Origin of the sequence: Sulfitobacter sp. M85, from assembly GCF_029285915.1 — a bacterium.
Classification (GTDB): domain Bacteria; phylum Pseudomonadota; class Alphaproteobacteria; order Rhodobacterales; family Rhodobacteraceae; genus Sulfitobacter; species Sulfitobacter faviae.
In genome coordinates, this window is the sequence record NZ_JABECQ010000001.1 from 634,132 (window position 1) to 655,225 (window position 21,094).

The 21,094-nt window shown below is 63.4% G+C and carries 25 protein-coding genes; 9 read left to right on the forward strand and 16 right to left on the reverse strand.

What is annotated here, in order from left to right; genetic code table 11:
- Positions 1–22 precede the first annotated feature (22 nt).
- From HKX24_RS03220 to HKX24_RS03230, 3 genes are read right to left on the reverse strand one after another with little or no spacing between them, the layout of a single operon-like run.
- A complete protein-coding gene (locus HKX24_RS03220) occupies positions 23–475 on the reverse strand; it encodes a YaiI/YqxD family protein (protein WP_209218498.1) in 453 nt (150 codons plus the stop codon).
- 3 nt (positions 476–478) lie between these two features.
- Positions 479–1,312: an S-formylglutathione hydrolase gene (gene fghA, locus HKX24_RS03225; RefSeq protein ID WP_271692864.1), complete on the reverse strand. Its 834-nt coding sequence runs from the start codon at positions 1,310–1,312 to the stop codon at positions 479–481.
- Between the two features lie 28 nt (positions 1,313–1,340).
- Positions 1,341–2,270, reverse strand: coding sequence for an AEC family transporter (locus tag HKX24_RS03230; protein ID WP_271688814.1), 930 nt, complete (start codon positions 2,268–2,270; stop codon positions 1,341–1,343).
- 254 nt (positions 2,271–2,524) lie between these two features.
- On the opposite strand from HKX24_RS03230, the gene HKX24_RS03235 reads away from it, so the two are divergent.
- The gene (locus HKX24_RS03235) at positions 2,525–2,986 is read left to right on the forward strand and encodes an I78 family peptidase inhibitor (protein WP_276153824.1); all 462 of its coding nucleotides are present in this window, start codon (positions 2,525–2,527) and stop codon (positions 2,984–2,986) included.
- Between the two features lie 9 nt (positions 2,987–2,995).
- Here the strand turns inward: HKX24_RS03235 and paaK are convergent, their stop codons facing one another.
- Positions 2,996–4,306 (reverse strand): phenylacetate--CoA ligase PaaK, encoded by a 1,311-nt coding sequence (paaK, locus tag HKX24_RS03240; protein ID WP_271692866.1) that lies wholly within the window; start codon positions 4,304–4,306, stop codon positions 2,996–2,998.
- Entirely contained in the window at positions 4,306–4,743 is a 438-nt protein-coding gene (gene paaI / locus HKX24_RS03245; RefSeq protein WP_271692867.1) for a hydroxyphenylacetyl-CoA thioesterase PaaI, read from the reverse strand. The genes paaK and paaI overlap by 1 nt, the downstream gene beginning before the upstream one ends.
- Before the next feature lie 130 nt (positions 4,744–4,873).
- On the opposite strand from paaI, the gene HKX24_RS03250 reads away from it, so the two are divergent.
- On the forward strand, positions 4,874–5,221 hold the full coding sequence (locus HKX24_RS03250) for a DUF2794 domain-containing protein (RefSeq protein WP_209218493.1): 348 nt from the start codon (positions 4,874–4,876) through the stop codon (positions 5,219–5,221).
- On the opposite strand, the gene HKX24_RS03255 is transcribed toward HKX24_RS03250, so the two are convergent.
- The 3 genes from HKX24_RS03255 to HKX24_RS03265 form a co-directional block, all read right to left on the reverse strand.
- Positions 5,218–6,000 carry an NlpC/P60 family protein gene (locus tag HKX24_RS03255; RefSeq protein ID WP_271692868.1) on the reverse strand — a complete coding sequence of 261 codons (783 nt, stop codon included), beginning with the start codon at positions 5,998–6,000 and terminating at the stop codon, positions 5,218–5,220. The two genes, HKX24_RS03250 and HKX24_RS03255, sit on opposite strands and share 4 nt — an antisense overlap.
- Entirely contained in the window at positions 5,997–7,379 is a 1,383-nt protein-coding gene (locus tag HKX24_RS03260; protein ID WP_271692869.1) for a leucyl aminopeptidase family protein, read from the reverse strand. Before HKX24_RS03260 ends, HKX24_RS03255 begins: the two co-directional genes overlap by 4 nt.
- Positions 7,380–7,442: 63 nt before the next feature.
- The gene (locus HKX24_RS03265) at positions 7,443–7,820 is read right to left on the reverse strand and encodes a hypothetical protein (RefSeq protein ID WP_271692870.1); all 378 of its coding nucleotides are present in this window, start codon (positions 7,818–7,820) and stop codon (positions 7,443–7,445) included.
- 155 nt (positions 7,821–7,975) lie between these two features.
- On the opposite strand from HKX24_RS03265, the gene HKX24_RS03270 reads away from it, so the two are divergent.
- Complete coding sequence (locus HKX24_RS03270) at positions 7,976–8,626, forward strand: carbonic anhydrase (protein WP_209218489.1); 651 nt, start codon at positions 7,976–7,978, stop codon at positions 8,624–8,626.
- Between the two features lie 78 nt (positions 8,627–8,704).
- Here the strand turns inward: HKX24_RS03270 and HKX24_RS03275 are convergent, their stop codons facing one another.
- From HKX24_RS03275 to HKX24_RS03285, 3 genes are all read right to left on the reverse strand, one after another.
- Positions 8,705–9,727, reverse strand: coding sequence for an aspartate-semialdehyde dehydrogenase (locus HKX24_RS03275; RefSeq protein ID WP_067266005.1), 1,023 nt, complete (start codon positions 9,725–9,727; stop codon positions 8,705–8,707).
- Positions 9,728–9,835: 108 nt separating this feature from the next.
- The gene (locus HKX24_RS03280) at positions 9,836–10,510 is read right to left on the reverse strand and encodes a hypothetical protein (RefSeq protein ID WP_271692871.1); all 675 of its coding nucleotides are present in this window, start codon (positions 10,508–10,510) and stop codon (positions 9,836–9,838) included.
- 1 nt (position 10,511) lies between these two features.
- On the reverse strand, positions 10,512–10,805 hold the full coding sequence (locus HKX24_RS03285; RefSeq protein ID WP_067265999.1) for a hypothetical protein: 294 nt from the start codon (positions 10,803–10,805) through the stop codon (positions 10,512–10,514).
- Positions 10,806–11,022: 217 nt separating this feature from the next.
- On the opposite strand from HKX24_RS03285, the gene HKX24_RS03290 reads away from it, so the two are divergent.
- From HKX24_RS03290 to HKX24_RS03300, 3 genes are all read left to right on the forward strand, one after another.
- Positions 11,023–11,604, forward strand: a complete 582-nt coding sequence (locus HKX24_RS03290) for a hypothetical protein (protein WP_271692872.1) — start codon at positions 11,023–11,025, stop codon at positions 11,602–11,604.
- Positions 11,605–11,728: 124 nt separating this feature from the next.
- On the forward strand, positions 11,729–12,358 hold the full coding sequence (locus tag HKX24_RS03295) for a ribonuclease HII (RefSeq protein WP_271692873.1): 630 nt from the start codon (positions 11,729–11,731) through the stop codon (positions 12,356–12,358).
- An 88-nt stretch (positions 12,359–12,446) separates the two neighbouring features.
- A complete protein-coding gene (locus tag HKX24_RS03300) occupies positions 12,447–13,547 on the forward strand; it encodes a site-specific DNA-methyltransferase (protein WP_271692874.1) in 1,101 nt (366 codons plus the stop codon).
- Between the two features lie 124 nt (positions 13,548–13,671).
- Here the strand turns inward: HKX24_RS03300 and HKX24_RS03305 are convergent, their stop codons facing one another.
- From HKX24_RS03305 to mutY, 3 genes are all read right to left on the reverse strand, one after another.
- Positions 13,672–14,097: a response regulator gene (locus HKX24_RS03305; protein WP_271692875.1), complete on the reverse strand. Its 426-nt coding sequence runs from the start codon at positions 14,095–14,097 to the stop codon at positions 13,672–13,674.
- Between the two features lie 68 nt (positions 14,098–14,165).
- Positions 14,166–15,314: an alkane 1-monooxygenase gene (locus HKX24_RS03310; protein WP_271692876.1), complete on the reverse strand. Its 1,149-nt coding sequence runs from the start codon at positions 15,312–15,314 to the stop codon at positions 14,166–14,168.
- A gap of 66 nt (positions 15,315–15,380) precedes the next feature.
- Complete coding sequence (mutY, locus tag HKX24_RS03315; protein WP_276153825.1) at positions 15,381–16,445, reverse strand: A/G-specific adenine glycosylase; 1,065 nt, start codon at positions 16,443–16,445, stop codon at positions 15,381–15,383.
- A gap of 82 nt (positions 16,446–16,527) precedes the next feature.
- Between mutY and HKX24_RS03320 the strand changes: the two genes are divergently transcribed.
- From HKX24_RS03320 to HKX24_RS03330, 3 genes are read left to right on the forward strand one after another with little or no spacing between them, the layout of a single operon-like run.
- Positions 16,528–17,037 (forward strand): DciA family protein, encoded by a 510-nt coding sequence (locus HKX24_RS03320; RefSeq protein ID WP_271688827.1) that lies wholly within the window; start codon positions 16,528–16,530, stop codon positions 17,035–17,037.
- A gap of 35 nt (positions 17,038–17,072) precedes the next feature.
- The gene (locus HKX24_RS03325) at positions 17,073–17,759 is read left to right on the forward strand and encodes a DsbA family protein (RefSeq protein ID WP_271692877.1); all 687 of its coding nucleotides are present in this window, start codon (positions 17,073–17,075) and stop codon (positions 17,757–17,759) included.
- The gene (locus HKX24_RS03330; RefSeq protein ID WP_067624451.1) at positions 17,759–18,877 is read left to right on the forward strand and encodes a CaiB/BaiF CoA-transferase family protein; all 1,119 of its coding nucleotides are present in this window, start codon (positions 17,759–17,761) and stop codon (positions 18,875–18,877) included. Before HKX24_RS03325 ends, HKX24_RS03330 begins: the two co-directional genes overlap by 1 nt.
- On the opposite strand, the gene lpxK is transcribed toward HKX24_RS03330, so the two are convergent.
- On the reverse strand, positions 18,874–19,860 hold the full coding sequence (gene lpxK, locus HKX24_RS03335) for a tetraacyldisaccharide 4'-kinase (RefSeq protein ID WP_271693778.1): 987 nt from the start codon (positions 19,858–19,860) through the stop codon (positions 18,874–18,876). The genes HKX24_RS03330 and lpxK overlap by 4 nt on opposite strands.
- Entirely contained in the window at positions 19,847–21,091 is a 1,245-nt protein-coding gene (locus tag HKX24_RS03340; protein ID WP_271692879.1) for a glycosyltransferase N-terminal domain-containing protein, read from the reverse strand. Before HKX24_RS03340 ends, lpxK begins: the two co-directional genes overlap by 14 nt.
- Positions 21,092–21,094 lie beyond the last annotated feature (3 nt).

Consider the following 21,094-nt stretch of genomic DNA (forward strand, 5'->3'; position numbering starts at 1 on the left):
CTAACAATTGCTTAACGCGGGGCTACCCCCGCGCCGCCGCGCGCAGTTCCCGCTCCAATGCTTCGAGGAAACGGGAGCGGTCGGCCTTTGTAAACCCCTTGCCGCCGCCTTGGCGAAAGGGGTCGGCGGCGCGCAGGTCGGCCATCAGGTCGCGGGTGGCCAGCACGTTGCCGATATTGCGCGCGGTCAGCGCCTCGCCATTGTGTTTCAGCACCCTTGCGCCCGCTTCGACGCATTTGGCGGCCAACGGGATGTCCCCGGTGACCACCACGTCGCCCGGCCCGCAACGCTCGGCGATCCACATGTCGGCCACATCGGGCCCGTCGGGCACGATCACCACCTCCACCAGCGGATTCTGCGACAGGCGCAGCCCGCCGTTGGAGACAAGGAACATCTTGATCTTGTGCCGGGTCGCCACCCGCTCGGCCTCGGCCTTCACGGGGCAGGCGTCGGCGTCGATGTAGAGCGCGGTCATGGCTCAGCCCGCGTAGAGCGCGTCGGCATGGAAGGCGACGTGATCCTCCATGAAGCTCGCCACGAAGAAATAGCTGTGGTCATAGCCCGGCTGCATGCGGAAGCTGCCCTGCTGACGTTTTGCCGCCATGGCCTCGGCCAGCGCTTCGGGCATCAAGAGGTCGAGGAACTGGTCGCTCGCCCCTTGGTCGATCAGCACCGGCCCGTCGAAGCCCTTTTCGCGCATCAGGAGCGTACTGTCGTGTTTCGTCCATGTGCTCTCGTCGGCCCCGAGATAGGCGGTGAGTTGCTTTTTGCCCCAGTCGCTCGCCGTCGGATGGGTGATCGGTGCGAAGGCCGAGACCGAGAGGAAACGCCCCGGCAGGTTCATCGCCAGCGTCAGCGCGCCGTGCCCGCCCATGGAGTGGCCGGTGATGCCTTGACGCTCCATATCGAGGGCGAAATTCTCGGCCAGCAGGGCGGGCAGCTCCTCGGCCAGATAATCCCACATCTGGTAGTGCGCCGCCCAAGGGTCTTGGGTCGCGTCCACATAGAACCCCGCGCCTTTGCCAAGGTCGTAAGCGTCGTCATCGGCCACAGCTTCACCCCGCGGGGAGGTGTCGGGGAAGACCAGCGCGATGCCGTGTTCCGCGGCCCAAGCCTGCGCGCCGGCCTTGGTCATGGCGTTCTCATGGGTGCAGGTCAGGCCCGAGAGATACCACAGCACCGGGACCGGGCCGTCCTGCGCCTCGGCAGGGAGAAACAGGCCGAATGTCATGTCGCAGCCGCAGGAGTCGGAGGCGTGGGAGTAGACCCCCTGCGTGCCACCGAAACAGGCGTTTTCCGAGATGGTTTTCATGGCAGCGTTCCTTTCGAACTTGAGTGTGTCACAGGGCCGAGACCCAGCCTACGACAAGGCTGACGGTCACGATACTGACCGTGGTTGAAACGAGAATGGCGGCAGAGACCCGCTGAGGGGCGACGCCGTAGTGTTGGGCGAGCATATAGACATTGCCCGCGACCGGGAGGGAGGCCGTGGCGATGATGACCCCGGCTTTATACGGGTCGACGCCGAAGAGAAACAGCGCGCCAAAGGCCACGAAGAGCGGGTGCAGCACCAGCTTGCAGAAAGTCAGCCAGCCCGCGATCTCGATCCGTTCGGCGGATTTTGAAGCCAGCGAGGCGCCAATGGCGAACAGCGCACCGGGGGTGGCAGCGCCGCCGAGGATGGCCAGAAATTCGTTCAGCGGCACCGGGATCGGGATGCCGAAGCCGGACCAGAGGAACCCCAGCGTGATGGCCACGATCATCGGGTTTTTCAGCAGGCCGATCCCGACGGTTTTGAGTGTCGCCAGCCGCAATTGCCCCTCGCGGGAGCCGGTGATCAGGATCACGATGAGGCTGGAAAAGATGATCATGTCGACGGTCAGCGCCAGCAGCACGGGGCCGATGGCATCCGGCCCTAAGAGCAGCGTCAGCATCGGCACGCCCAGAAAGCCGGTGTTGCCGATCACGGCGCATTGCGCCTCGATCCCATTGGTGGCCACATCGAGCCCGCGCAAAAAACCGACGAGGCTGGCGATGGCATAGACGAAGGCCGTCCCCCAGAGGTAGGCGGCAACAAGGCGGCTGTCCCAGACCTCGGCCAAGGACAGATTGGCGGAAAAACGGAACAGCATCGCCGAGAGGGCGAAGTAGAAGACGAATTTGGTGAGATAGGCCGTCGCTTCGGCAGAGAAAAACCGCGTGCGCCCGGCCCAGTAGCCAAGGCCGATCAGCGCAAAGAACGGCAGGGTTTTCAGGAAGATCGCGACCATGGGTCAAGCATTAGCCAGCCCGCCCTTGGGGTGCAATGGGGCAGGGGCTTGGGCCTTGGCTGAACCGATCGACGTCACCCGCGCGCTCATGGGGTTGCGGCCAGCGGGAACGCCCCGGGCGGCTCCGTGATCTCGCCGCCCCAGCAGTCCTATCGGCGGGTTCCGGCAAGGGCAAAGCGCTCGGCCCTTGGCGGGGCGGGTCAGGGCGCTACCTGTTGCGGGATGGACGCCACGCGAAGAACGAGGTTTGGAATATGAGAGTAGTTTTCTTGGCACCCCTAGTGCTGGCCGGATGCGCTGAATTGTCGACAGCGCCGGTGCAGAACCCGATCCCGGCCCCCGCGCCTGCGGCCACCACACCCCCACCGCCGCCGCCATCGCCGGAGCCCGAGGCCCCGGCGCGGTCCGAAACCCCCAGCAGTCCGGCCAAGCCCAAACCGCTGCCGGAGTCGGTCGTGAACGCGGTGAACGACAGCTCCAGCCCCTCTGAAGATGACGGGCAAGAAGAGCTTGCCGCCGCCGAGCGCCCGATCGACACCTGCAAAGAAGGCAGTTGGTGGGGGCTGATCGGCCGCCCGAAGTCGGCGGCGAGCATCGTTTCCGAGCCCAAGCGCGTTTATACCGAGGGCGACCCGGTGACCATGGATGCCAACCCCAACCGCACCAACATCGTGTTGGACGCGGAGGGGAAAATCGCCAAGGTCACCTGCGGCTAGGGTGTGCCCCTAGCCCTTTGGCCGATTGTCGAGAATGCGCACGGCTTTGCCCTCTGACCGGGCAACGCCGCCCACATCCATCACCTCAACCGTGACCGAAATGCCGACGGTCTGTTTGATCTGTGCCGACAGCGCTTTGATCGCAGCAGCCCGGGCATCGGTCGTGACGCTGGCGTCAGCGCATTCACACAGCACGCGCATCTGATCCATCCGGTCGGGGCGCGAGAGTTCGATCTGGAAATGCGGAGCCAAGCCCGGCGTGGCCATCAGCGCCTCTTCGATCTGGGTGGGGAAGACGTTAACGCCGCGCAGGATGATCATGTCGTCGCTGCGCCCGGTCACCTTTTCCATCCGCCGCATGGAACGCGCGGTGCCCGCCAGCAAACGGGTGAGGTCGCGGGTGCGGTAGCGAATGATCGGGAAGGCCTGTTTCGTGAGCGAGGTGAAGACCAACTCGCCCATTTCGCCATCCTCGACCGGGGCGCCCGTCTCGGGGTTGATGATCTCGGGGTAGAAGTGATCCTCCCAGATGTGCAGCCCGTCTTTGGTCTCCACACATTCCATCGACACGCCCGGCCCCATGACTTCGCTGAGGCCGTAGATATCGACGGCATGCATGTCAAAGGCCTGTTCAATTTCCAACCGCATGGCGTTGGTCCAGGGCTCTGCGCCGAAGATGCCGACCTCAAGCGAGGATTGACGCGGGTCGATGCCTTGTTTGGCGTATTCATCGAGGATCGACAGGGCATAGGACGGGGTGACCGTGATGCCCTTGGGCTGGAAATCTTCGATCAGGCGCACTTGGCGCGGGGTCATCCCGCCCGAGATCGGCACGGTCGACAGGCCAAGCGCATCGGCGCCGAGGTGGATGCCCAAGCCGCCGGTGAACAGCCCATAGCCATAGGCATTGTGCAGCATGTCGCCCGGGCGCATCCCCGCCGCGCGCAGGGAGCGGGCGACGACTTGCCCCCAGTTCGCCAGATCGTCCTTGGTATAGCCCACGACGGTCGGCTGCCCGGTGGTGCCGGAGGACGCGTGAATGCGCGCCACTTGATCGCGCGGCACGGCGAACATGCCAAAGGGGTAATTGTCACGCAGGTCAGTCTTTACCGTGAAGGGAAAGCGCGAAAGATCGGAAAGCTGTTTCAGATCATCGGGATGCACGCCCGCATCGTCGAAGCTTTGCTTGTAGAAGGGCACGTTGTCATAGGCATGGCGCAGGGACCATTTCAGTCGGTCCAATTGCAGGGCGCTGATCTCGTCCCGGCTGGCGATCTCAATCGGGTCGAGCGTATCCTTCGCGGGGGTCAGGTCTTTCATCAGGTCGGCTCCTCCTCGGTAAATAGCTGGCCTTTAATGCTGCGGGACAGCCCGCGAAACAGGGCCACGACACGGTCATCCTCGCCCGTGACGGTCACGTCATAGATGCCCGACCGACCGCTGCGCGACACTTCGCGTGCGGTGGCAGTCAGCCGCTCCTCCGGCTGGCCGGGGCTGAGATAGGTGATCTGGTTCTGCTGGGCGACAGTGGTCTGGTTGTAGCTGTTGCAGGCAAAGGCAAAGGCGCTGTCGGCCAGCGTAAAGATGAAACCGCCGTGGCAAATCCCATGCCCGTTCAGCATCTCCGGGCGCACCGACATCGACAAAACCGCGCCGCCGGGGGTGACCTCGTCGATCCTCATGCCCAATCCGGCCGAGGCGGGATCTCGGGCGAACATCACCTCGGCACATTTGCGGGCGCGGGCGTCTGGGGTCATTCCGTCATGCCTTTGTGTTTCAGTTTCAAGATTGGTTGCACAATTCTGTAACGCTTTCAAGAAATTTTGAGCCGCGCTTTCGGCCATCTCAGGGCTTGATTTGGCCCCCGTCAGGGTCAACTGTAAAGCCATGAGCATAGAGCCCCCATCGCCAATCACGGCTTTCGAGCGCCCTGCCGAACAGGTCGCTTTCCACCGCACCGAACTGTCGCTGATCCTATCGCTCTACGGGCGTATGGTCGCGGCGGGGGAGTGGCGGGACTATGGGATTTCGCACCTTAAGGACGTGGCCGTTTTTTCGGTCTTTCGCCGCACGGCTGAGATACCGCTTTACCGGATCGAAAAGCGGCCCAAGCTGCGCAACCGGCAGGGGATGTATGCGGTGGTGGGCACCGGCGGGCAGGTGCTGCGCCGGGGCCATGACCTGAAGGCCGTGCTGCGCGTGTTGGAGCGCAAGCTGATCCGTGCAGTAGATTAAACGCCGGGCCGGCGATGTGCCGTCACCGGGCCGTCACCGCCCGCTTTGATCCGGGCGATGGCCTCGACGATGTTTTCATAGCTCACGGCCATGGCGTGGGCATTGGCGTGGATCATCGTCTCGCCGTCCACCACCAGCGCGACATGGCCTTTCCAGAACAACAGATCATTGCGCTGATAGGCATCGCTGACGGGGGCGCCCACCGTCTTTTCTTGCTGGTCGCTGTCACCGGGGCAGGGGATGCCGCAGGCCAGCAGCGCCGCTTGAACAAGGGCCGAACAATCGATCCCCCAACGGCTATTCCCGCCCCAGAGATAGGGCGTGCCAATGAACAGCGCCGCGATCTGCGCCGGGTCGGCCTCTCGGCTCTCGACGGGGGCAAGATGGCCCCGCGGAATGTGCCCCTGCGGGGTTTCGGCGAAATCCTTGGTCTCTGCCGTGACGGTGACGCGCGCACCGTAGCTGAGGCTCAGCAGGTCCGGCGATTTCAGATCGGCGTCGCGATAGGCATGGGTGGCAGGCACGCAGACGCGGTGGGTGGCGCTGCGCGGGGTGCTGAGGGTGCTTTGCAGAACATGCCCGCAATAGCCGTCCTTCTCGGCCTGCACATAGGCCCAGCCCGACGCCTCATGAAGTACGGTCATCTGCTCGCCGAACAACAACTGCCGGTCGCGTGGCCCGTCAGGGCGGCGGCAGAGGTCGGCCACCGGCACCGCCACCTGCGCGGGGCGGTTCTGGGTCGCCAGTGCCGGGTCCGGGGTGAGACGCGGATCGCTCATGGTTTCAGCAAGGCGGGCAGGGCGGCATAGATCGCGCGGGTGCCTTGGCCGGTGCCGCCTTTTGGGCGGGCGGGGGCGTCGGCAGGTTGCCAGCCGTAGATGTCGAAATGCGCGTATTTGCTGTCGGTCACAAAGCGGCGCAGGAAGAGCGCGGCGGTGATCGACCCGGCAAAGCCGCCCTTGGGCGCGTTGTCGAGGTCGGCGATGCCGGGCTCGATCAGCGCCTCGTAGGCGTCGTGGAATGGCATCCGCCAGACCGGATCGGCTGACCCGGCAGCGGCGCTTTCCAAGGCCGAGACGAAGGCGGCGTCGTCACTGTAATAGGGCGCAAGGTCCGGCCCCACGGCCACCCGCGCGGCCCCGGTCAGCGTCGCCATTGAGATAATCTGATCGGGCTTGTCCTCATCCGCCAGCGCCAGCGCATCGGCCAGCACCAAACGCCCTTCGGCATCGGTGTTGTTGATCTCAACCGTCAGCCCCTTGCGCGAGGTCAGGATGTCGCCGGGGCGGAAGGCATTGCCCGAGACGGAGTTCTCAACCGCCGGGATCAGCACGCGAAGCTGCACCTCCATGCCGGTGGCCATGATCATATGCGCCAGCCCCAGCACGGCGGCGGCCCCGCCCATGTCCTTTTTCATCAGCGCCATCGAGGCGCCGGGCTTCAGGTTCAGCCCGCCGGTGTCGAAACAGACGCCTTTCCCCACCAACGTCAGCTTTGGCCCAGCGTTGCCCCATGTCATGTCGATCAGCCGCGGCGCGCGGTCGGCGGCGCGGCCCACGGTGTGGATCATCGGCAGGTTGTTTTCCAGCAGGGCATCGCCGGTTGTCACCTCGATCTGCGCGTCATGCCGCTCGGCCAGGTTGCGCGCGGCGGCTTCAAGGTCGGGCGGCCCCATGTCGGAGGCGGGCGTGTTGATCAGGTCGCGGGTCAGCATCTCACCCGTGGCCAGCGCGGTGATCTGTTCGGCGTCGACCCCCTCGGGCGCGACAAGGCGGGCGGTCAGCGCAGGCTGGTCGCGGTAGCGGTCGAAACGATAGCCCGCCAGCAGCCAACCAAGCGCCTCTGTCGCCGCCTGATCATCGGGCAGGCCGCTTTCGATCCGGTAGTCCCCGCCAGGAAGCTTGGCTGCAGCGGCGGCGAGGTGAAACCGGCCCCTGCGGCGGGCAGCTTCGGACCCGTAGCCCGCCAGTGCCATCACCGGCGCGCCCTCGGCACCCGGCACGACAAGCGCCTGACCAAGGCCGCCCACAAAGCCGCTGGCCTTTACCCATGCCTGCACCGCGCCGGGCTGATCGGCAAGCCAGCCTTCAAGCGCGGTCTCGCTCAAGACATGAAGCGGCAGGGCATTGGCGGAGGGGGTGGCGAATTCGGCGGACATGACAAACCTTTGCAAATCTGGATTTGCGCGCAGCCTACCTTTTCCTTCGCCACCCGCAAGCGATCAGATCGTGATCTCGGGCAAGTCCCATATTGCGGTCAGTGACCGTTCCCCGCTGCGCAGCAGCCGCGAGAGCGTGGCCGCGGTGGCGATGTCATCCCCGTCGTCGATACAGACCATCACATCCGCCGCCACCCGGGCGACGAGCGCCATGCCGATTTGATCGGCGATGGCGATCAGGCGGTGCACGCTTTTGCGCAGGCCGGCGCGATCTTGGCCCTCATGGAGCCTTTTGCAATGGGACAGGCGCAGGGCCAATTCCTCCATCGCGCGGCAGAGAACATCTTCGGCCCCCACCTCACCCAGTTGTGTGTAGAGCAGCGCCAGCCGCTCTTGATCGACGCAGACCTGTTCGGTCGGGCGAATTTGCATAAGTTGCATTGCTAACATCCTTCAAACGCCCCCACGGCCTCAGGGGCAATATGGCGCGTGAAGGTGTGCAAAGGGTTGCGATGATTGTGCCTTTTCTCTCGAATTCGTATGGCATTTGCGCTATCTGCGCTAAAACCGCATTTCGCATTAGGGGACGTTTACACATGGACAAGGCCAAGGCTCTGCCGTCGTATCTGTTGCAACGCTATCAGGGGTGGAAGGCGACCGGCTATGCCGAGAACCAAACATGGTATCGCCGATTGGCCGCCGAGGGGCAGCGCCCGCGTGCGATGGTGATCTCCTGCTGCGACAGCCGCGTGCATGTGACCTCGATCTTCGGGGCGGATCAGGGGGAGTTCTTTATCCACCGCAACATCGCCAACCTTGTCCCGCCCTATGAGCCGGATGGCAAGCAGCACGGCACCTCGGCGGCGGTGGAATATGCCGTCAACGCGCTGAAGGTCGCGCATCTGATCGTGCTGGGCCATTCCAGTTGCGGCGGCGTGGCGGGCTGCATCGAAATGTGCAAAGGCAACGCGCCCGAGCTTGAGAACCAAGACAGTTTCGTGGGCCGCTGGATGGACCTGCTGCGCCCGAAATACGAGACGGTGGAAAAGGTCGAAGACCCGGCAGAGCAGCAGCTTTTGCTGGAGCGTCAGGCGGTGCTAACCTCGCTCGAAAACCTGATGACCTTCCCGTGGATCAAGGAAAAGGTCGAAGACGGCACGCTGAGCCTGCACGGCCTGTGGACCGACATCGGCGAGGGCAGCTTGGAATATTATGACGCCAAGGCGCAGAAATTCGAGCCGGTCTGACGCTTGCGCAGACAGATGGCAGAGACGAAAAAGGGGGCCGCTTGGCCCCCTTTCTTATTCCTAAGCTGGGGCTGAACCTCAGCCCTTTTTCAGCACTTCGCGGCCCAGCAGCTCGGCGATCTGCACGGCGTTCAGGGCGGCACCCTTGCGCAGGTTGTCGCTGACGCACCACAGGTTGATGCCGTTGTCGATGGTGCTGTCCTGACGGATGCGGCTGATGAAGGTGGCGAAATCGCCGACGCATTCGACCGGCGTGACGTAGCCGCCGTCTTCGCGCTTGTCGATCACCATGATGCCCGGCGCTTCGCGCAGGATGTCGCGGGCTTCGGCCTCATCGAGGTGGTCTTCGAATTCGATGTTGATCGATTCCGCATGGCCCACGAAAACCGGCACGCGCACGCAGGTCGCGGTGACCTTGATCGACGGGTCGACGATCTTCTTGGTCTCAGCGACCATCTTCCATTCTTCCTTGGTCGAACCGTCTTCGAGGAAGACGTCGATATGCGGAATCACGTTAAAGGCGATCTGCTTGGGATAGACCTTGGCCTCGTAATTGTCGGTCGGGTTGTAGACCGATTTGGTCTGGTCCCAAAGCTCGTCGATGGCCTCTTTGCCCGAGCCGGAAACCGACTGGTAGGTGCTGACCACGACGCGCTTGATCTTGGCGCGGTCATGCAGCGGCTTCAGCGCCACGACCATCTGCGCGGTGGAGCAGTTGGGGTTGGCGATGATGTTCTTCTTGGAATAACCGTGCACGTCTTCGGGGTTCACCTCCGGCACGATCAGCGGCACTTCGTTGTCGTAGCGGTAGAGCGAAGAGTTATCGATCACCACGCAGCCCGCTTTGGCAGCGGCAGGCGCGTATTTCTTGGTCGCTTCAGAGCCCACGGCGAAAAGCGCCATGTCCCAGCCAGTGAAATCGAAAGTGTCGAGGTCTTTGGTCTTAAGGGTCTTGTCCCCGAAGGTGATCTCGGTCCCGAGTGAACGGCGGCTGGCAAGGGCCACGATCTCGTCCACGGGGAACTGACGCTCCGCAAGGATGTTCAACATTTCACGGCCCACATTGCCTGTGGCACCGACGACGGCGACGCGATAACCCATTTGATTACTCCAGTCTGTCCAATTTAATTTGACGCCATTTAACGTGCCTGCGGGGCATTGGCTAGGGCCAGCCGCGCGCGGGCGGGGCAGGGCGGTGCTTTGCCGGGGTCAGAGAACCTTGATCACGTCCTTGTTGATCGCCAGCATATAGCCGCGGCGGGCGATGTTCTTGACCAGCAGTTCCGACACCAGCTGGTTGCCAAGCGTGTCGCGCAGGCGTTTGATCCGCGTGGCGCCCGCGGCCTCATCACAGTCGGCAGGGCTGCGGCCCGAGATCATGCCTTCGATCTCGGAGCCTGAGAGCACGTCATCATCCATCCGCGCCTCGGCAAGGACCGACATCGTCTCCATCGCGGCGGTGGTCAGTTTGAAGCCGAGGTTGTTGAGATAGACGGTATTCTCTTCCCGGCTGATCAGCAGAGAGTTCACTTGAATGCCCGTCCGCTCAATCTGGGCCATGCGACGGTTGAAGCCGATCAGCATAAACAGAAACACCATCGCCGCGACCAGCATGGCGCTGGCAAAGACCAAGAGCACCACGATCACGATACGGTAGCTGGCCAAGGTCTCGGAAAAGGCGGTGCCGGACTGGGCGAGGATTTCCAGCAGCTTGATCTCGGCCTGGGTGGTCAGATCGTCATTATCGATAAAGATCCGCTCAACCCGGGCGTTAAAGACGTTCGCATCCGGCAGCGCCCAGAGCAGCACAAGCGCCCCGACCAAAAGCACGGCGACCACGGCGGCGATGCCACCGATCACGAAACGCCCGCCAAATCTGCGCATGTCAGAAGCGGAGGTAGAATGTTCCTGCACTGTCTTTCCTTTGATCCAAGCCTTCGTCCCCGAAAACAGACAGCACATTCAACAATGTCCAGCCCTCCGCTGCAAGACGCGGCGTGAGTTCGGTTTCGGCGGAGGCTGGCTCACAGGCCCCGGAGATCTGCGCCACACCATAGTGAAGGCGCAGCGGATTGTCTTGCTTGGCCTTGTAATCGGCAAAGCATCCAGCCGTTGCCGCGGCGGGCAGGGCCAGAATGACCGCCAGCGCGGTCAGCAATGAGAGACATGGGTTTTTCATATGTTTTTAATGCGCTTTCACCCGCTGATATTCAATAACCAAGGCGTTTTGAGCGCCTTGTTATTGGATAACGACCCCCTGTTATTGCCTGTCTTTGGCCCTCATCCCAATTTGGTGGCACCAACAGACACACGAACCGATACGCGGCCCCCGAGTTATGGCCGCAGAGGATCAAGGGCGCAGCGAAACGCGCCGATAACGAGAAGGGACCAGACCCATGTACCGCAAGTTCATTGCTACCATCGCCGCCCTGTCGGTTGCCATCACTGCCTTTGGCGCCCGCCCGGCTGCTGCCGATGAAAAAGAGGTGCTGCGCACGCTTGCCGCGATTGCCGGTGTCGCGATCGTGGGCAAGATGATCTACGACAACAAGAAAGAGCGCGAGGAGCGTGAGACGGTCACCCGCCGCCGTGCCGCGCCGGTCTATGAGGCGCCCCGTTATTATCCCACGGTTTCCAAACGGCCCCATCCGCGCCCCTATGTCGATCCGCGCCCCGCGCCGCGCCGCGACGACTGGTCCCGCCCTGAGCGCGACCGTACCACGTACCCTGAGCGCGAAGTGCGCCCCCTGCCGGACCGGGTGGACCGCAAACTGCTGCCGCAGCAGTGCTTCCGCAGCTATGAGGGCGATGAGGGCAAGGTCATGATGTTTGGCGAACCTTGCCTTGAAAAGAATTACTCCTATGCCGATCGCCTGCCCCGCTACTGCGCCAAACGCGTCAGTACCGCCGAGGGCGCGCGCTACGGCTATGACGCCCGCTGTCTGCGCGACTCGGGTTACAGCTTGGCGCGTCGGTAAATCCGGCGTGCCTTGACCGAGCGGCACGTCCCTGTCGCTCGGGTTTTGAAAGGGGGGGTGTTCGGGCGCCTCCCCTTTCTCTTTTTTGTTGCACCTTTTGGGCGCATGCGGTTTCACCAGCCCCATGATACCTGACTATGATCTTGAACGCGGCGCGGCTGCACGCGGCTTTCGCACCATCGCCGGAGTCGACGAAGTAGGCCGTGGCCCCTTGGCCGGGCCGGTCACAGCTGCCGCGGTGGTCTTTACCGAAGGGGAGATCCCCGAGGGGCTGAACGATTCCAAGAAACTGACCGCCCGCGCCCGTGAGCGGCTCTATGAAGAGATCATGTCGGTCGCCGTGGTCTGCGTGGCCCATGCCACGGTCGAAGAGATCGAGGAACACAACATCTTGCGTGCCAGCCATCTGGCCATGACCCGCGCCTTGGCCGGTTTGGCCTGCAAAGCGGACTATGCGCTGATCGACGGCAATATGCTTCCGCGTGATTTGGCGCTGCCCGCGCAACCTGTGGTGAAGGGCGATGCGCGCTGTCTGTCGATCTCGGCGGCTTCTATCGTTGCGAAAACCGTGCGCGATAACCTCATGGTGGATTTGGCGCAACAGCATCCGGGTTACGGCTGGGAAACCAATATGGGCTATGGCTCGAAAAGCCACATCGCCGCCCTGCAGGATCTTGGTGTCACCCCACACCATAGACGTTTGTTCAAACCGGTACACAATATCTTGTATCAAGCCAATTTGTTAACCGATTGATTCAAAAAAGAAATTGACCACGATTCTCTGATGGCTCATTTTATCCACAACCAATGAGCGCTTAAGCGCCGGGTAATGAGGCAGAGATATGAAAACGATGACAAAGGGCGCCGCGGCGCTTCCCTTGAACACTATTGTTGCGGGCGATTGCATTGAGGCAATGAACGCCCTCCCAGCAGAATCGGTGGATCTGATCTTCGCGGATCCGCCCTACAACTTGCAGTTGCGAGGTGATTTGCATCGCCCCGACAACTCCAAGGTCGATGCAGTTGATGACGAGTGGGACCAATTCGCCAGCTTCAAAGCCTATGACGAATTCACCCGCGCCTGGCTGAAAGCCGCGCGGCGTCTGCTCAAGCCCGATGGCGCAATCTGGGTGATCGGCAGCTACCACAACATTTTCCGCGTCGGTGCCGCGCTTCAGGATCAAGGCTTCTGGATCCTTAACGACGTGGTCTGGCGCAAGTCCAACCCGATGCCGAACTTCCGTGGCAAGCGTTTCACCAATGCCCATGAGACGATGATCTGGGCCGGTAAGAGCGAGAACAGCAAATACACCTTTAACTACGAGGCGCTGAAGGCGCTGAACGAAGGCATCCAGATGCGCAGCGATTGGGTGCTGCCGATCTGCACCGGCCACGAGCGTCTGAAGGATGAGGCGGGCGAGAAGGCGCATCCGACGCAAAAACCCGAAAGCCTGCTGCACCGCATCCTTGTCGGTTCGACCAACCCCGGCGACGTGATCCTCGACCCGTTCTTCGGCACCGGCACCACCGGCGCCGTGGCCAAGATGCTGGGCCGCGATTTTATCGGGATTGAACGTGAGGAAGCCTATCGCAAGGTGGCCGAGAAGCGGATCGCGATGGTGCGCAAATTCGACAACGAAGCGCTGCAAACCACCACCTCCAAACGCGCCGAGCCGCGTGTGCCTTTCGGTCAGTTGGTCGAGCGTGGCATGCTGCGCCCGGGTGAGAACCTTTATTCCATGAATGGACGCCACAAGGCCAAGGTCCGTGCCGATGGCACCCTGATCGGCAGCGATGTCAAAGGGTCGATCCATCAGGTGGGCGCCGCCTATGAGAAAGCCCCCAGCTGCAACGGCTGGACCTATTGGTGCTACAAGAAAGACGGCAAGAATGTCCCCATCGACATTCTGCGTCAGCAGATCAGAGCCGAGATGGCGAACTGATCCACCCCGGATAATCGAACAGCGCCGGCACCCGTGGCCCCTCTGCGTGAGGGGCATGCACACGGGTGCCTACCTTGACCCCGCCCGATGGCGGGGTTTTTTTGAATCAGCCTGTAAGGCTGGCCTAATGCATCTGCCGGTTGCGGCTCTGAAGCGCGCGCAGCGCAGCGGCGAGGTAGCTGGCATCGAAATCGCATTTATTCACCACATAGAGCACCCCGGCAGAGGCGGCTTTCTCCCACATGACCGGAGAGGGCCAATCGCTGAGCATGATGACGGGGGTTTGGGCGTGGCGATGATCACAGGCCAGTTCCAGCGCGAAATTCGCGCCCAGCCCATCGGGCAGGTTGTTGTCGAGCAGGATCAGCGCCTTGTCCCCGGCGCTGAGCGCCCGGCGTGCCGCTTCGATGCTGGGGGCGAATTCGACCTGCATCCCGCCATAGGCGCGGGCCAGAACGCGGCGCAGCCTTTCTCGGTCAAACTCACTGTCTTCGACGATCAGACAGGTGCCATCATAGGCCGCCCGCGCGGGTGTTTGTTGGTGCTGCATCAATACCACTCCACTGGTAACAATCGCAGCTTTTCTGGCAGGCAAAGTTTAACTTTGCGTTGCCGTGTTCAAAGCCGGGGCAGGGGGTTGCTCGCCTTGTTGTAGGCTTTCCAGTCGGTGATCTCGGGGTAATACATCTCGCGCCATTTGCGCACCCGCGGGTTCATGACGCGCCGCCACAGCGGCGGCACCATGGCGGCCATGGTCATCACCGGGTAGCCATAGGGAAGCTGCGGCGCATCGCCCGTGCCGTAGGTCTGCAAGACCGGAAAACGCCGGTCGGGTTTGTAATGGTGATCGGAATGGCGTTGCAGGTTGATCAGCAGCCAGTTGCTGGCCTTATGCGCCGCGTTCCACGAATGGCGCGGCTGGACATGTTCATATTTCCCGCCGCCCAGATGTTTGCGCGTCAGCCCGTAGTGTTCGATGTAATTGACCAGTTCCAATTGCCAGATCGCCACCCCGGCTTGGACAAGGAACAGGCCCAGACCGCTCCACCCGCCCAAGATCAGCGCCAGCAGCAAAAAGGTGGCTTGCAGCGCCCAGTATTTGAAAAAGGGATTGCCCGGATCGGTCCAAGGCAGCCCCTTGCGGGCCAGCATGTTCTTTTCCGCTTGAAAGGCCGAGGTCAGCGACTCGCGCAGCACGCGGGGGTAGAAGCGGTGAAACCCCTCGTTGTAGCGCGCCGTCACCGTGTCGCGCGGGGTGCCGACATGGCGGTGGTGCACCAACAGATGCTCTGACCGGAAATGCGAATATAGCACCATGGCCAGCAGGATATCCGCCAGCCGCCGTTCGGTCTTGTTCCGCTGGTGCATCAGCTCATGGCTGTAGTTGATCCCGATAGTGCCGGTGATGACGCCGACGCCAAAGAACAGAAAGATCCGCTCTGCCGTGTCCAGATGCCCGGCGCGTGTGGCGTAGTAGATCAGGCCAAAGACGGTGAGGAATTGCAGCGGGGTCCAGAGCAGGGTGACAAGGCGGTACCAATAAAGGTCATCCTCCGTCGCCTCCAGATCGGCGTTGTCGAGGTTCAGCCCCAGCACCGCGTCGAGCATCGAAAACAGATACCATGTCACCAGCGGCAGCAGCGCGATGGTCCAGCCGCCCTGCGCCGCACAGAACCACGCCAGCGGGATCAGTAGCAGGGACATCCAGAAAGGCAGGGCGCGGGACAGGCGGGCGAGGTCTTGGGCGGCGATGATGCGGTTGGCCATGGGGCACCTCATAGTTGCGCGCCAGATATACCGCAGTTTGCCCGAGGCACAAAGCCTGACGCGGCGCTAGCGCGCGAGGTCGAAGGCTTTGCGCATCACGGTGGGCAGATCGCTGGGGCGGAACTGGTTCTGGCCGATGAAGTCGCCGTTTTGCGGCGCGGCATCATGGCCGACCCGCGCGTGCTGCACCGTCAGCATCAGATGGAAATGGGTGAAGGTGTGGCGCACCTCACCCGGCAGGGCGCGCCAATCGGCGGCCAAGGGCGGCGTCCCCTCAGGGCGCGGCTCAGATGTGTCGACCCAGTCAGAGCCGGGCCAGCCGAGCATGCCGCCAAGCAAGCCCTTGTCGGGCCGCGTCTCCAGCAGCCACGCACCGTCTTCGCGCTGTGCGAGGTAGACCGTGCCGTGGCGGATGGGCTTCGGCTTTTTGGGCGTCTTCTTTGGCAGGAGCGCCGCCGTGCCTTCCGCCCGCGCGGCGCAGGGTCCGCGCCACGGGCAGATGCCGCAGGCGGGGGATTTGGGGGTGCAGATCGTGGCACCCAGATCCATCACCGCTTGGGCATAGTCTCCGGGCCGGTGCGCGGGGGTCAGCGCGGCGGCGCGGGCCATCAGCTCGGGCTTGGCGGCGGGCAGGGGCGTATGGATGTCATAGACCCGCGCCATCACCCGCTCCACATTGCCGTCGAGCACCGCATGGGGCAGATCGAAGGCGATGGAGGCAATCGCCGCCGCCGTATAGGGCCCGATCCCCGGCAATTTCAGCAGCGCGTCGTGATCTGCGGGGAAATTGCCGCCATGCTCATCCACCACCACCCGCGCGCATTTCAGCAGGTTGCGGGCGCGCGCGTAATAGCCAAGCCCGGCCCATTCGGCCATCACATCGGCATCCTCGGCAGCGGCGAGGGCGGCGACATCCGGCCAGCGGGCGGTGAACCGTGCGAAGTAATCCTTTACCGTGGCCACGGTGGTCTGCTGCAACATGACCTCGCTCAGCCAGATGCGGTAGGGGTCGGGCATGACCCCGGCGATCCGGTCCTGTGGCGGCATCCGCCATGGCAGGGCGCGGGCATGGGTGTCGTACCACTCTAGCAGGATCGGCGGCAGCTCGCTGACGCGGGTTTTCTCACGCAATGTTTAGGCCTTTCGACGGGGCAGGGGCTGGTGACGCTGGGGCAAATGGTTATGTATGTCAGCACATTCGGGAAACAAAGCCATGCCGCCACGTCGTACGACTACAAAAGGGTTCAAACGCACCAACAGCCTGCTCTCGCAACAGATCCGCAAGGCGAGCGAGACGCGCGGCTTTGCGCAATCGCGTCTGCTGACCCATTGGGCCGAGATCGCGGGCGAGGCAACCGCCGCCATCTCGCGCCCTGTCGAGGTCAGCTATGGCCGCAAGGAGGGCATCGGTGCCACCCTGACCCTGCTGACCACCGGGGCCAATGCGCCCATGCTGGAAATGCAGAAAGAGCAACTGCGCGCGCGGGTCAACGCGGTCTATGGCTACAACGCCATCGCGCGGGTGCGGATCACCCAAACGGCGGCGACCGGCTTTGCCGAGGGGCGCGTCGCTTTCGATCACAAGCCCAAGGGCGAGAAGCCCCGCCCCAACCCCGCGTTGCAACAAAAAGCAGCCGAAGCCGCCAAGCCGGTGGCCGATGAGGGGCTGCGCGAGGCCCTTGCACGTCTGGGCGAGAACATATTGAACAAGAACCAAAGCTGACGATCTGATAGCTGGTCAAACGGAAGGAACATCCTATGAATCGCAGAAACGTAATCCTTGGCGGTCTTGCCACCCTCGGCGTCGGCGGCTGGTTCGCTGCCAGCAGCTTTGGCTCGGCCCCCCTCGGCAGCACTGCGCTGACCCCCTTCGTCGGCGCTGCGAACGCGCAAACGACCGAGGGCGAAGTCGACACCTCCGGCATCACCGAGATGGTCTTGGGTGATGAGAACGCGCCGGTGACGGTTGTCGAATACGCCTCTTTCACCTGCCCGCATTGCGCGACCTTCCACAACGACACCTTCAAAAAGCTGAAGGCCGATTACATCGACAGCGGCAAGGTCAAGTTCATCTACCGCGAAGTCTATTTCGATCGCTACGGTCTCTGGGCCTCCATGGTGGCGCGCTGCGGCGGTCAAGAGAAGTTCTTTGGCATCGCTGACCTGATATACAAATCGCAAAGCGAATGGACCCGCGCGGGCGAGCCTGCCGCCATCGTCGATGAGCTGCGCAAGATTGGCCGTCTGGCCGGGCTCGATAACGAGACGCTGGATGAATGCCTGAAAGACGGCGAAAAGGCCGAGGCGCTGGTGGCATGGTACACCGCAAACGCCAAAGAGGATGACATCTCAAGCACGCCGAGCTTTGTCATCGACGGCAAGAAACACTCCAACATGTCCTATGCCGACATGAAAGAAATCCTCGACGACGCGCTGGCTGGCTAATGACCGCACCGCTTGCAGGACTGAAAGTCGTCGAATTGGCGCGTGTTCTGGCTGGCCCTTGGGCCGGTCAGACACTGTCGGACCTCGGATGCGAGGTGATCAAAGTGGAAAGCCCGGCGGGGGATGACACCCGCCAATGGGGGCCACCCTTCGTCACCCGGGACGAGGATGTCACCGCTTCCTATTTCCACTCGACCAACCGGGGCAAAGCCTCGGTCACCGTGGATTTTCGCACTGAGGAAGGTCAGGCGCAGGTCAAAGAGCTTTTGGCCGATGCGGATATCCTGATCGAGAATTTCAAGACCGGGGGATTGGCGAAATACGGGTTGGACTATGCCAGCCTGTCTGCCCAGTTCCCGAAGTTGATTTATTGTTCGATCACGGGGTTCGGCCATACCGGGCCTTACGCCCATCGCGCGGGTTATGATTTCATCATCCAAGGCATGTCCGGCCTGATGTCGATCACCGGAGAGCCGGACGGCCAGCCGCAGAAATCCGGCATGGCGATCACCGATATCTTTACCGGGGTCTATGCCAGCACCGCGATTCTGGCGGCTGTGCACCAACGTCACCAAACCGGCGTGGGCCAGCATATCGACATGGCCCTGCTCGACTGCGCCGTGGCGATCACCGGCAATCAGGCGATGAACTATCTCACCACCGGCAAGGCGCCGACGCGGATGGGCAATGCCCACCCCAACCTGACGCCTTATGAGGTGTTTGAGTGTTCCGACGGCCATCTCATCATCGCCACGGGCAATGACGGGCAGTACCAGCGTCTGTGTCAATTGCTGGGGCTCGATGACATGGCCACCGCGCCGGAGTACCTCAAGAACGCCGACCGGGTCGCCAACCGGCCCGAGATGATCCGCCGCCTGACCGGAGCCACCCGTCTGCGCAGCCGTGACGACCTTTTGGCCGCTTGCGAAGCGCATGGCGTGCCTGCCGGGCCGATCAACGACATGGCCGATGTCATGGCCGATCCGCAGGTCGTGGCGCGGGGCATGCAGATCGAACTGGACGGTGTGCCGGGGCTGCGGTCACCCTTTACCTTTTCGGGGGCCGAGCTTTCGCTGCACCGGCCCGCGCCGAAACTGGGCGAGGACAACAAGGCCTAGGGCGGTGGCAGCCTGTCCAGCGCTGCGTGCAGCGCGTTGCCTTCGGGCAGGGCCAGGCGCACCGGCAGGGTCAGCACCTTGGCGCGGAACTCTATCGGCAGGCGCACTGCGTCTTTCTCGGTGGTGACAAGCTGTGCGCCGCGCATCGCGGCCTCGGCCTCCAGCCGCAGCATCAGCCGCGAGGTGAGCGGCTGGTGATCCTCCAGTGCCTCGGCGTGAAGGATCGTTGCCCCCAGCCCGCGCAGCGTGGCGAAAAACTTCTCAGGATGGCCGATGCCTGCAAAGGCGAGGACTTGGGAATCCGACCAATCCATTCCGGTTTGCAGCGGGGCGAGTTCGGCGCGGGCGTGCGGCAGGTCCGTCTTGCGCAGTCGTTTCGCAAAGCGCGCTTGGGCCGCCTCATCCCCGATGGAGAGCAAGAGATCGGCCCGCGCCAGCCCCGCCGCGACAGGCTCACGCAACGGCCCGGCGGGCAGGCAGAGGCCGTTGCCGAACCCTTTGACCGCATCTACCACGACGATGCTCAGGTCCTGCACCAGCGCGGGGTTCTGAAAACCGTCATCCAGCACCACCACCGTTGCCCCCGCAGCTTCGGCGGCCTGCGCACCCGCTGCGCGATCCCGGGCGACCCAGACATCCGCAAAGGCGGCGAGCAGCAGTGGCTCGTCCCCGACCTCCTCGGCGCTGTGCTGCAGGGGGGCGACCCGCACCGGCCCCTCCAGCGTGCCGCCATAGCCGCGTGAGACGACATGCGGGCGATGGCCGCACTCCAGCAAATATTGCACCACCGCCATCACCGTGGGCGTCTTGCCGGTGCCGCCTGCGTTGATGTTGCCGACGCAGATCACCGGCACCCCCAACCGCAGCGGCCTGCCGCCCGCCAGCCGCCGCGCGCTGGCCGTGGCATAAAGCGCGCCCAGAGGTTGCAACAACCGCGCGCGCCAGTCGGGGCGGGGCAGATGCCAGAAATCAGGCGCGCGCATCGGATGCTCCCGCTTGTTCATCGAGCCGGTCTTGCACCATTTCAATCACCCTATCGGCCAGTTCGGCCCCTTCGCTGATCACGTCCCAGCCCGCATGGGCCATCGTGGCCGCTTGATCCGGCGCGATCAAGCGCGACACCGCATTGCCGAGCGCGCCCGCGTCATTCACGATCCGCGCCGCCCCCGCCGTGGCGAGCCGCCCGTAAGAGGGCAGGAAGTTGCGCACCTTGGGGCCGTAAAGCACCGCCGAGCCAAGTGCCGCGGCCTCGAACGGGTCGCAGCCGCCGTGGCCCGAGACCAGCGAAGATCCGAGGAAAGACACCGGCGCCACCCGAAAGAACAGCCCCCGGTCGCCCGGATCGTCCGCCACCATGACCTGCGTCGTCTCGTCGGGGTAGGGGTCATCGCCCCACCGCATCGTGGTGAACCCCCGCGCGCGGGCGCGCTCATGGGCGATATCGGCGGTCGGGTAATCATGGGTGTGCAGGATAAGCAGCAACCGATGCGAGAGGCGCAGCGCTTGGCGATGGGCAGTGAGAATGACGGGTATCTCTTCGGTCAAAACCTGCGTCGCATACCAAACCGGACGCCCGACAAGGCAGGCCGACATATCCGCCAAATCCGATTCCGCGCAGCGCAGCGCCTGACCGCCTGCCAACAGCGGCGAGGTCACCTGCCCCTTATTGCGCGGCAGGCCCAGTTGCACGAGACGGCGCAGCACGGCGGGGGAACGGGCCAGCACCTGATCGAAAGCCGCCAGCAACTGCCGCGTCACATCGGGCAGCCAGCGGTCGCGGCGGCCATCGAAACCGGCGCTGTCGGCGTCGATCATCATCATGGGGCAACCGCGCCCTGCGGTCTCCAACACGAGGTTGGGCCTCAGCCCGCCCCATGTCCACAGGCAGAAATCGGGCCGCCAATGGCCAAGGAAGCGCGCCACATTGTCGGGGTGTTCGCTGGGGGCGGGGAGGATGAACAGATCGCGCGTCTCGGGCGTGGGCAGCTCTTGGGCCGCCGCGCTTTCCGAGAGGGTGACCAGCACCGCGGCCCGGTCGCGCATCGCCATGAACCGTTTGGCGAGGTCGAGCACGGCCAGCACGTTGCCCGCTTCGGCGGCATGCATCCAGACCAGCTCCCCCTCGGGGCGGGGGGCGTAGGGCGGCGCGTCTTCGGCCCCGCCCCGGCGCACGAGGGCGCGATAGGCTGCAAGCCCCAGCGACCGCGCCGCCATGGT

Coding starts and splice junctions, on each gene's coding strand:
- HKX24_RS03220 (WP_209218498.1), bottom strand. CDS start 475: ATGACCGCGCTCTACATCGACGCCGACGCCTGCCCCGTGAAGGCCGAG.
- fghA (WP_271692864.1), bottom strand. CDS start 1,312: ATGAAAACCATCTCGGAAAACGCCTGTTTCGGTGGCACGCAGGGGGTC.
- HKX24_RS03230 (WP_271688814.1), bottom strand. CDS start 2,270: ATGGTCGCGATCTTCCTGAAAACCCTGCCGTTCTTTGCGCTGATCGGC.
- HKX24_RS03235 (WP_276153824.1), top strand. CDS start 2,525: ATGAGAGTAGTTTTCTTGGCACCCCTAGTGCTGGCCGGATGCGCTGAA.
- paaK (WP_271692866.1), bottom strand. CDS start 4,306: ATGAAAGACCTGACCCCCGCGAAGGATACGCTCGACCCGATTGAGATC.
- paaI (WP_271692867.1), bottom strand. CDS start 4,743: ATGACCCCAGACGCCCGCGCCCGCAAATGTGCCGAGGTGATGTTCGCC.
- HKX24_RS03250 (WP_209218493.1), top strand. CDS start 4,874: ATGAGCATAGAGCCCCCATCGCCAATCACGGCTTTCGAGCGCCCTGCC.
- HKX24_RS03255 (WP_271692868.1), bottom strand. CDS start 6,000: ATGAGCGATCCGCGTCTCACCCCGGACCCGGCACTGGCGACCCAGAAC.
- HKX24_RS03260 (WP_271692869.1), bottom strand. CDS start 7,379: ATGTCCGCCGAATTCGCCACCCCCTCCGCCAATGCCCTGCCGCTTCAT.
- HKX24_RS03265 (WP_271692870.1), bottom strand. CDS start 7,820: ATGCAACTTATGCAAATTCGCCCGACCGAACAGGTCTGCGTCGATCAA.
- HKX24_RS03270 (WP_209218489.1), top strand. CDS start 7,976: ATGGACAAGGCCAAGGCTCTGCCGTCGTATCTGTTGCAACGCTATCAG.
- HKX24_RS03275 (WP_067266005.1), bottom strand. CDS start 9,727: ATGGGTTATCGCGTCGCCGTCGTCGGTGCCACAGGCAATGTGGGCCGT.
- HKX24_RS03280 (WP_271692871.1), bottom strand. CDS start 10,510: ATGCGCAGATTTGGCGGGCGTTTCGTGATCGGTGGCATCGCCGCCGTG.
- HKX24_RS03285 (WP_067265999.1), bottom strand. CDS start 10,805: ATGAAAAACCCATGTCTCTCATTGCTGACCGCGCTGGCGGTCATTCTG.
- HKX24_RS03290 (WP_271692872.1), top strand. CDS start 11,023: ATGTACCGCAAGTTCATTGCTACCATCGCCGCCCTGTCGGTTGCCATC.
- HKX24_RS03295 (WP_271692873.1), top strand. CDS start 11,729: ATGATACCTGACTATGATCTTGAACGCGGCGCGGCTGCACGCGGCTTT.
- HKX24_RS03300 (WP_271692874.1), top strand. CDS start 12,447: ATGAAAACGATGACAAAGGGCGCCGCGGCGCTTCCCTTGAACACTATT.
- HKX24_RS03305 (WP_271692875.1), bottom strand. CDS start 14,097: ATGCAGCACCAACAAACACCCGCGCGGGCGGCCTATGATGGCACCTGT.
- HKX24_RS03310 (WP_271692876.1), bottom strand. CDS start 15,314: ATGGCCAACCGCATCATCGCCGCCCAAGACCTCGCCCGCCTGTCCCGC.
- HKX24_RS03320 (WP_271688827.1), top strand. CDS start 16,528: ATGCCGCCACGTCGTACGACTACAAAAGGGTTCAAACGCACCAACAGC.
- HKX24_RS03325 (WP_271692877.1), top strand. CDS start 17,073: ATGAATCGCAGAAACGTAATCCTTGGCGGTCTTGCCACCCTCGGCGTC.
- HKX24_RS03330 (WP_067624451.1), top strand. CDS start 17,759: ATGACCGCACCGCTTGCAGGACTGAAAGTCGTCGAATTGGCGCGTGTT.
- lpxK (WP_271693778.1), bottom strand. CDS start 19,860: ATGCGCGCGCCTGATTTCTGGCATCTGCCCCGCCCCGACTGGCGCGCG.
- HKX24_RS03340 (WP_271692879.1), bottom strand. CDS start 21,091: ATGGCGGCGCGGTCGCTGGGGCTTGCAGCCTATCGCGCCCTCGTGCGC.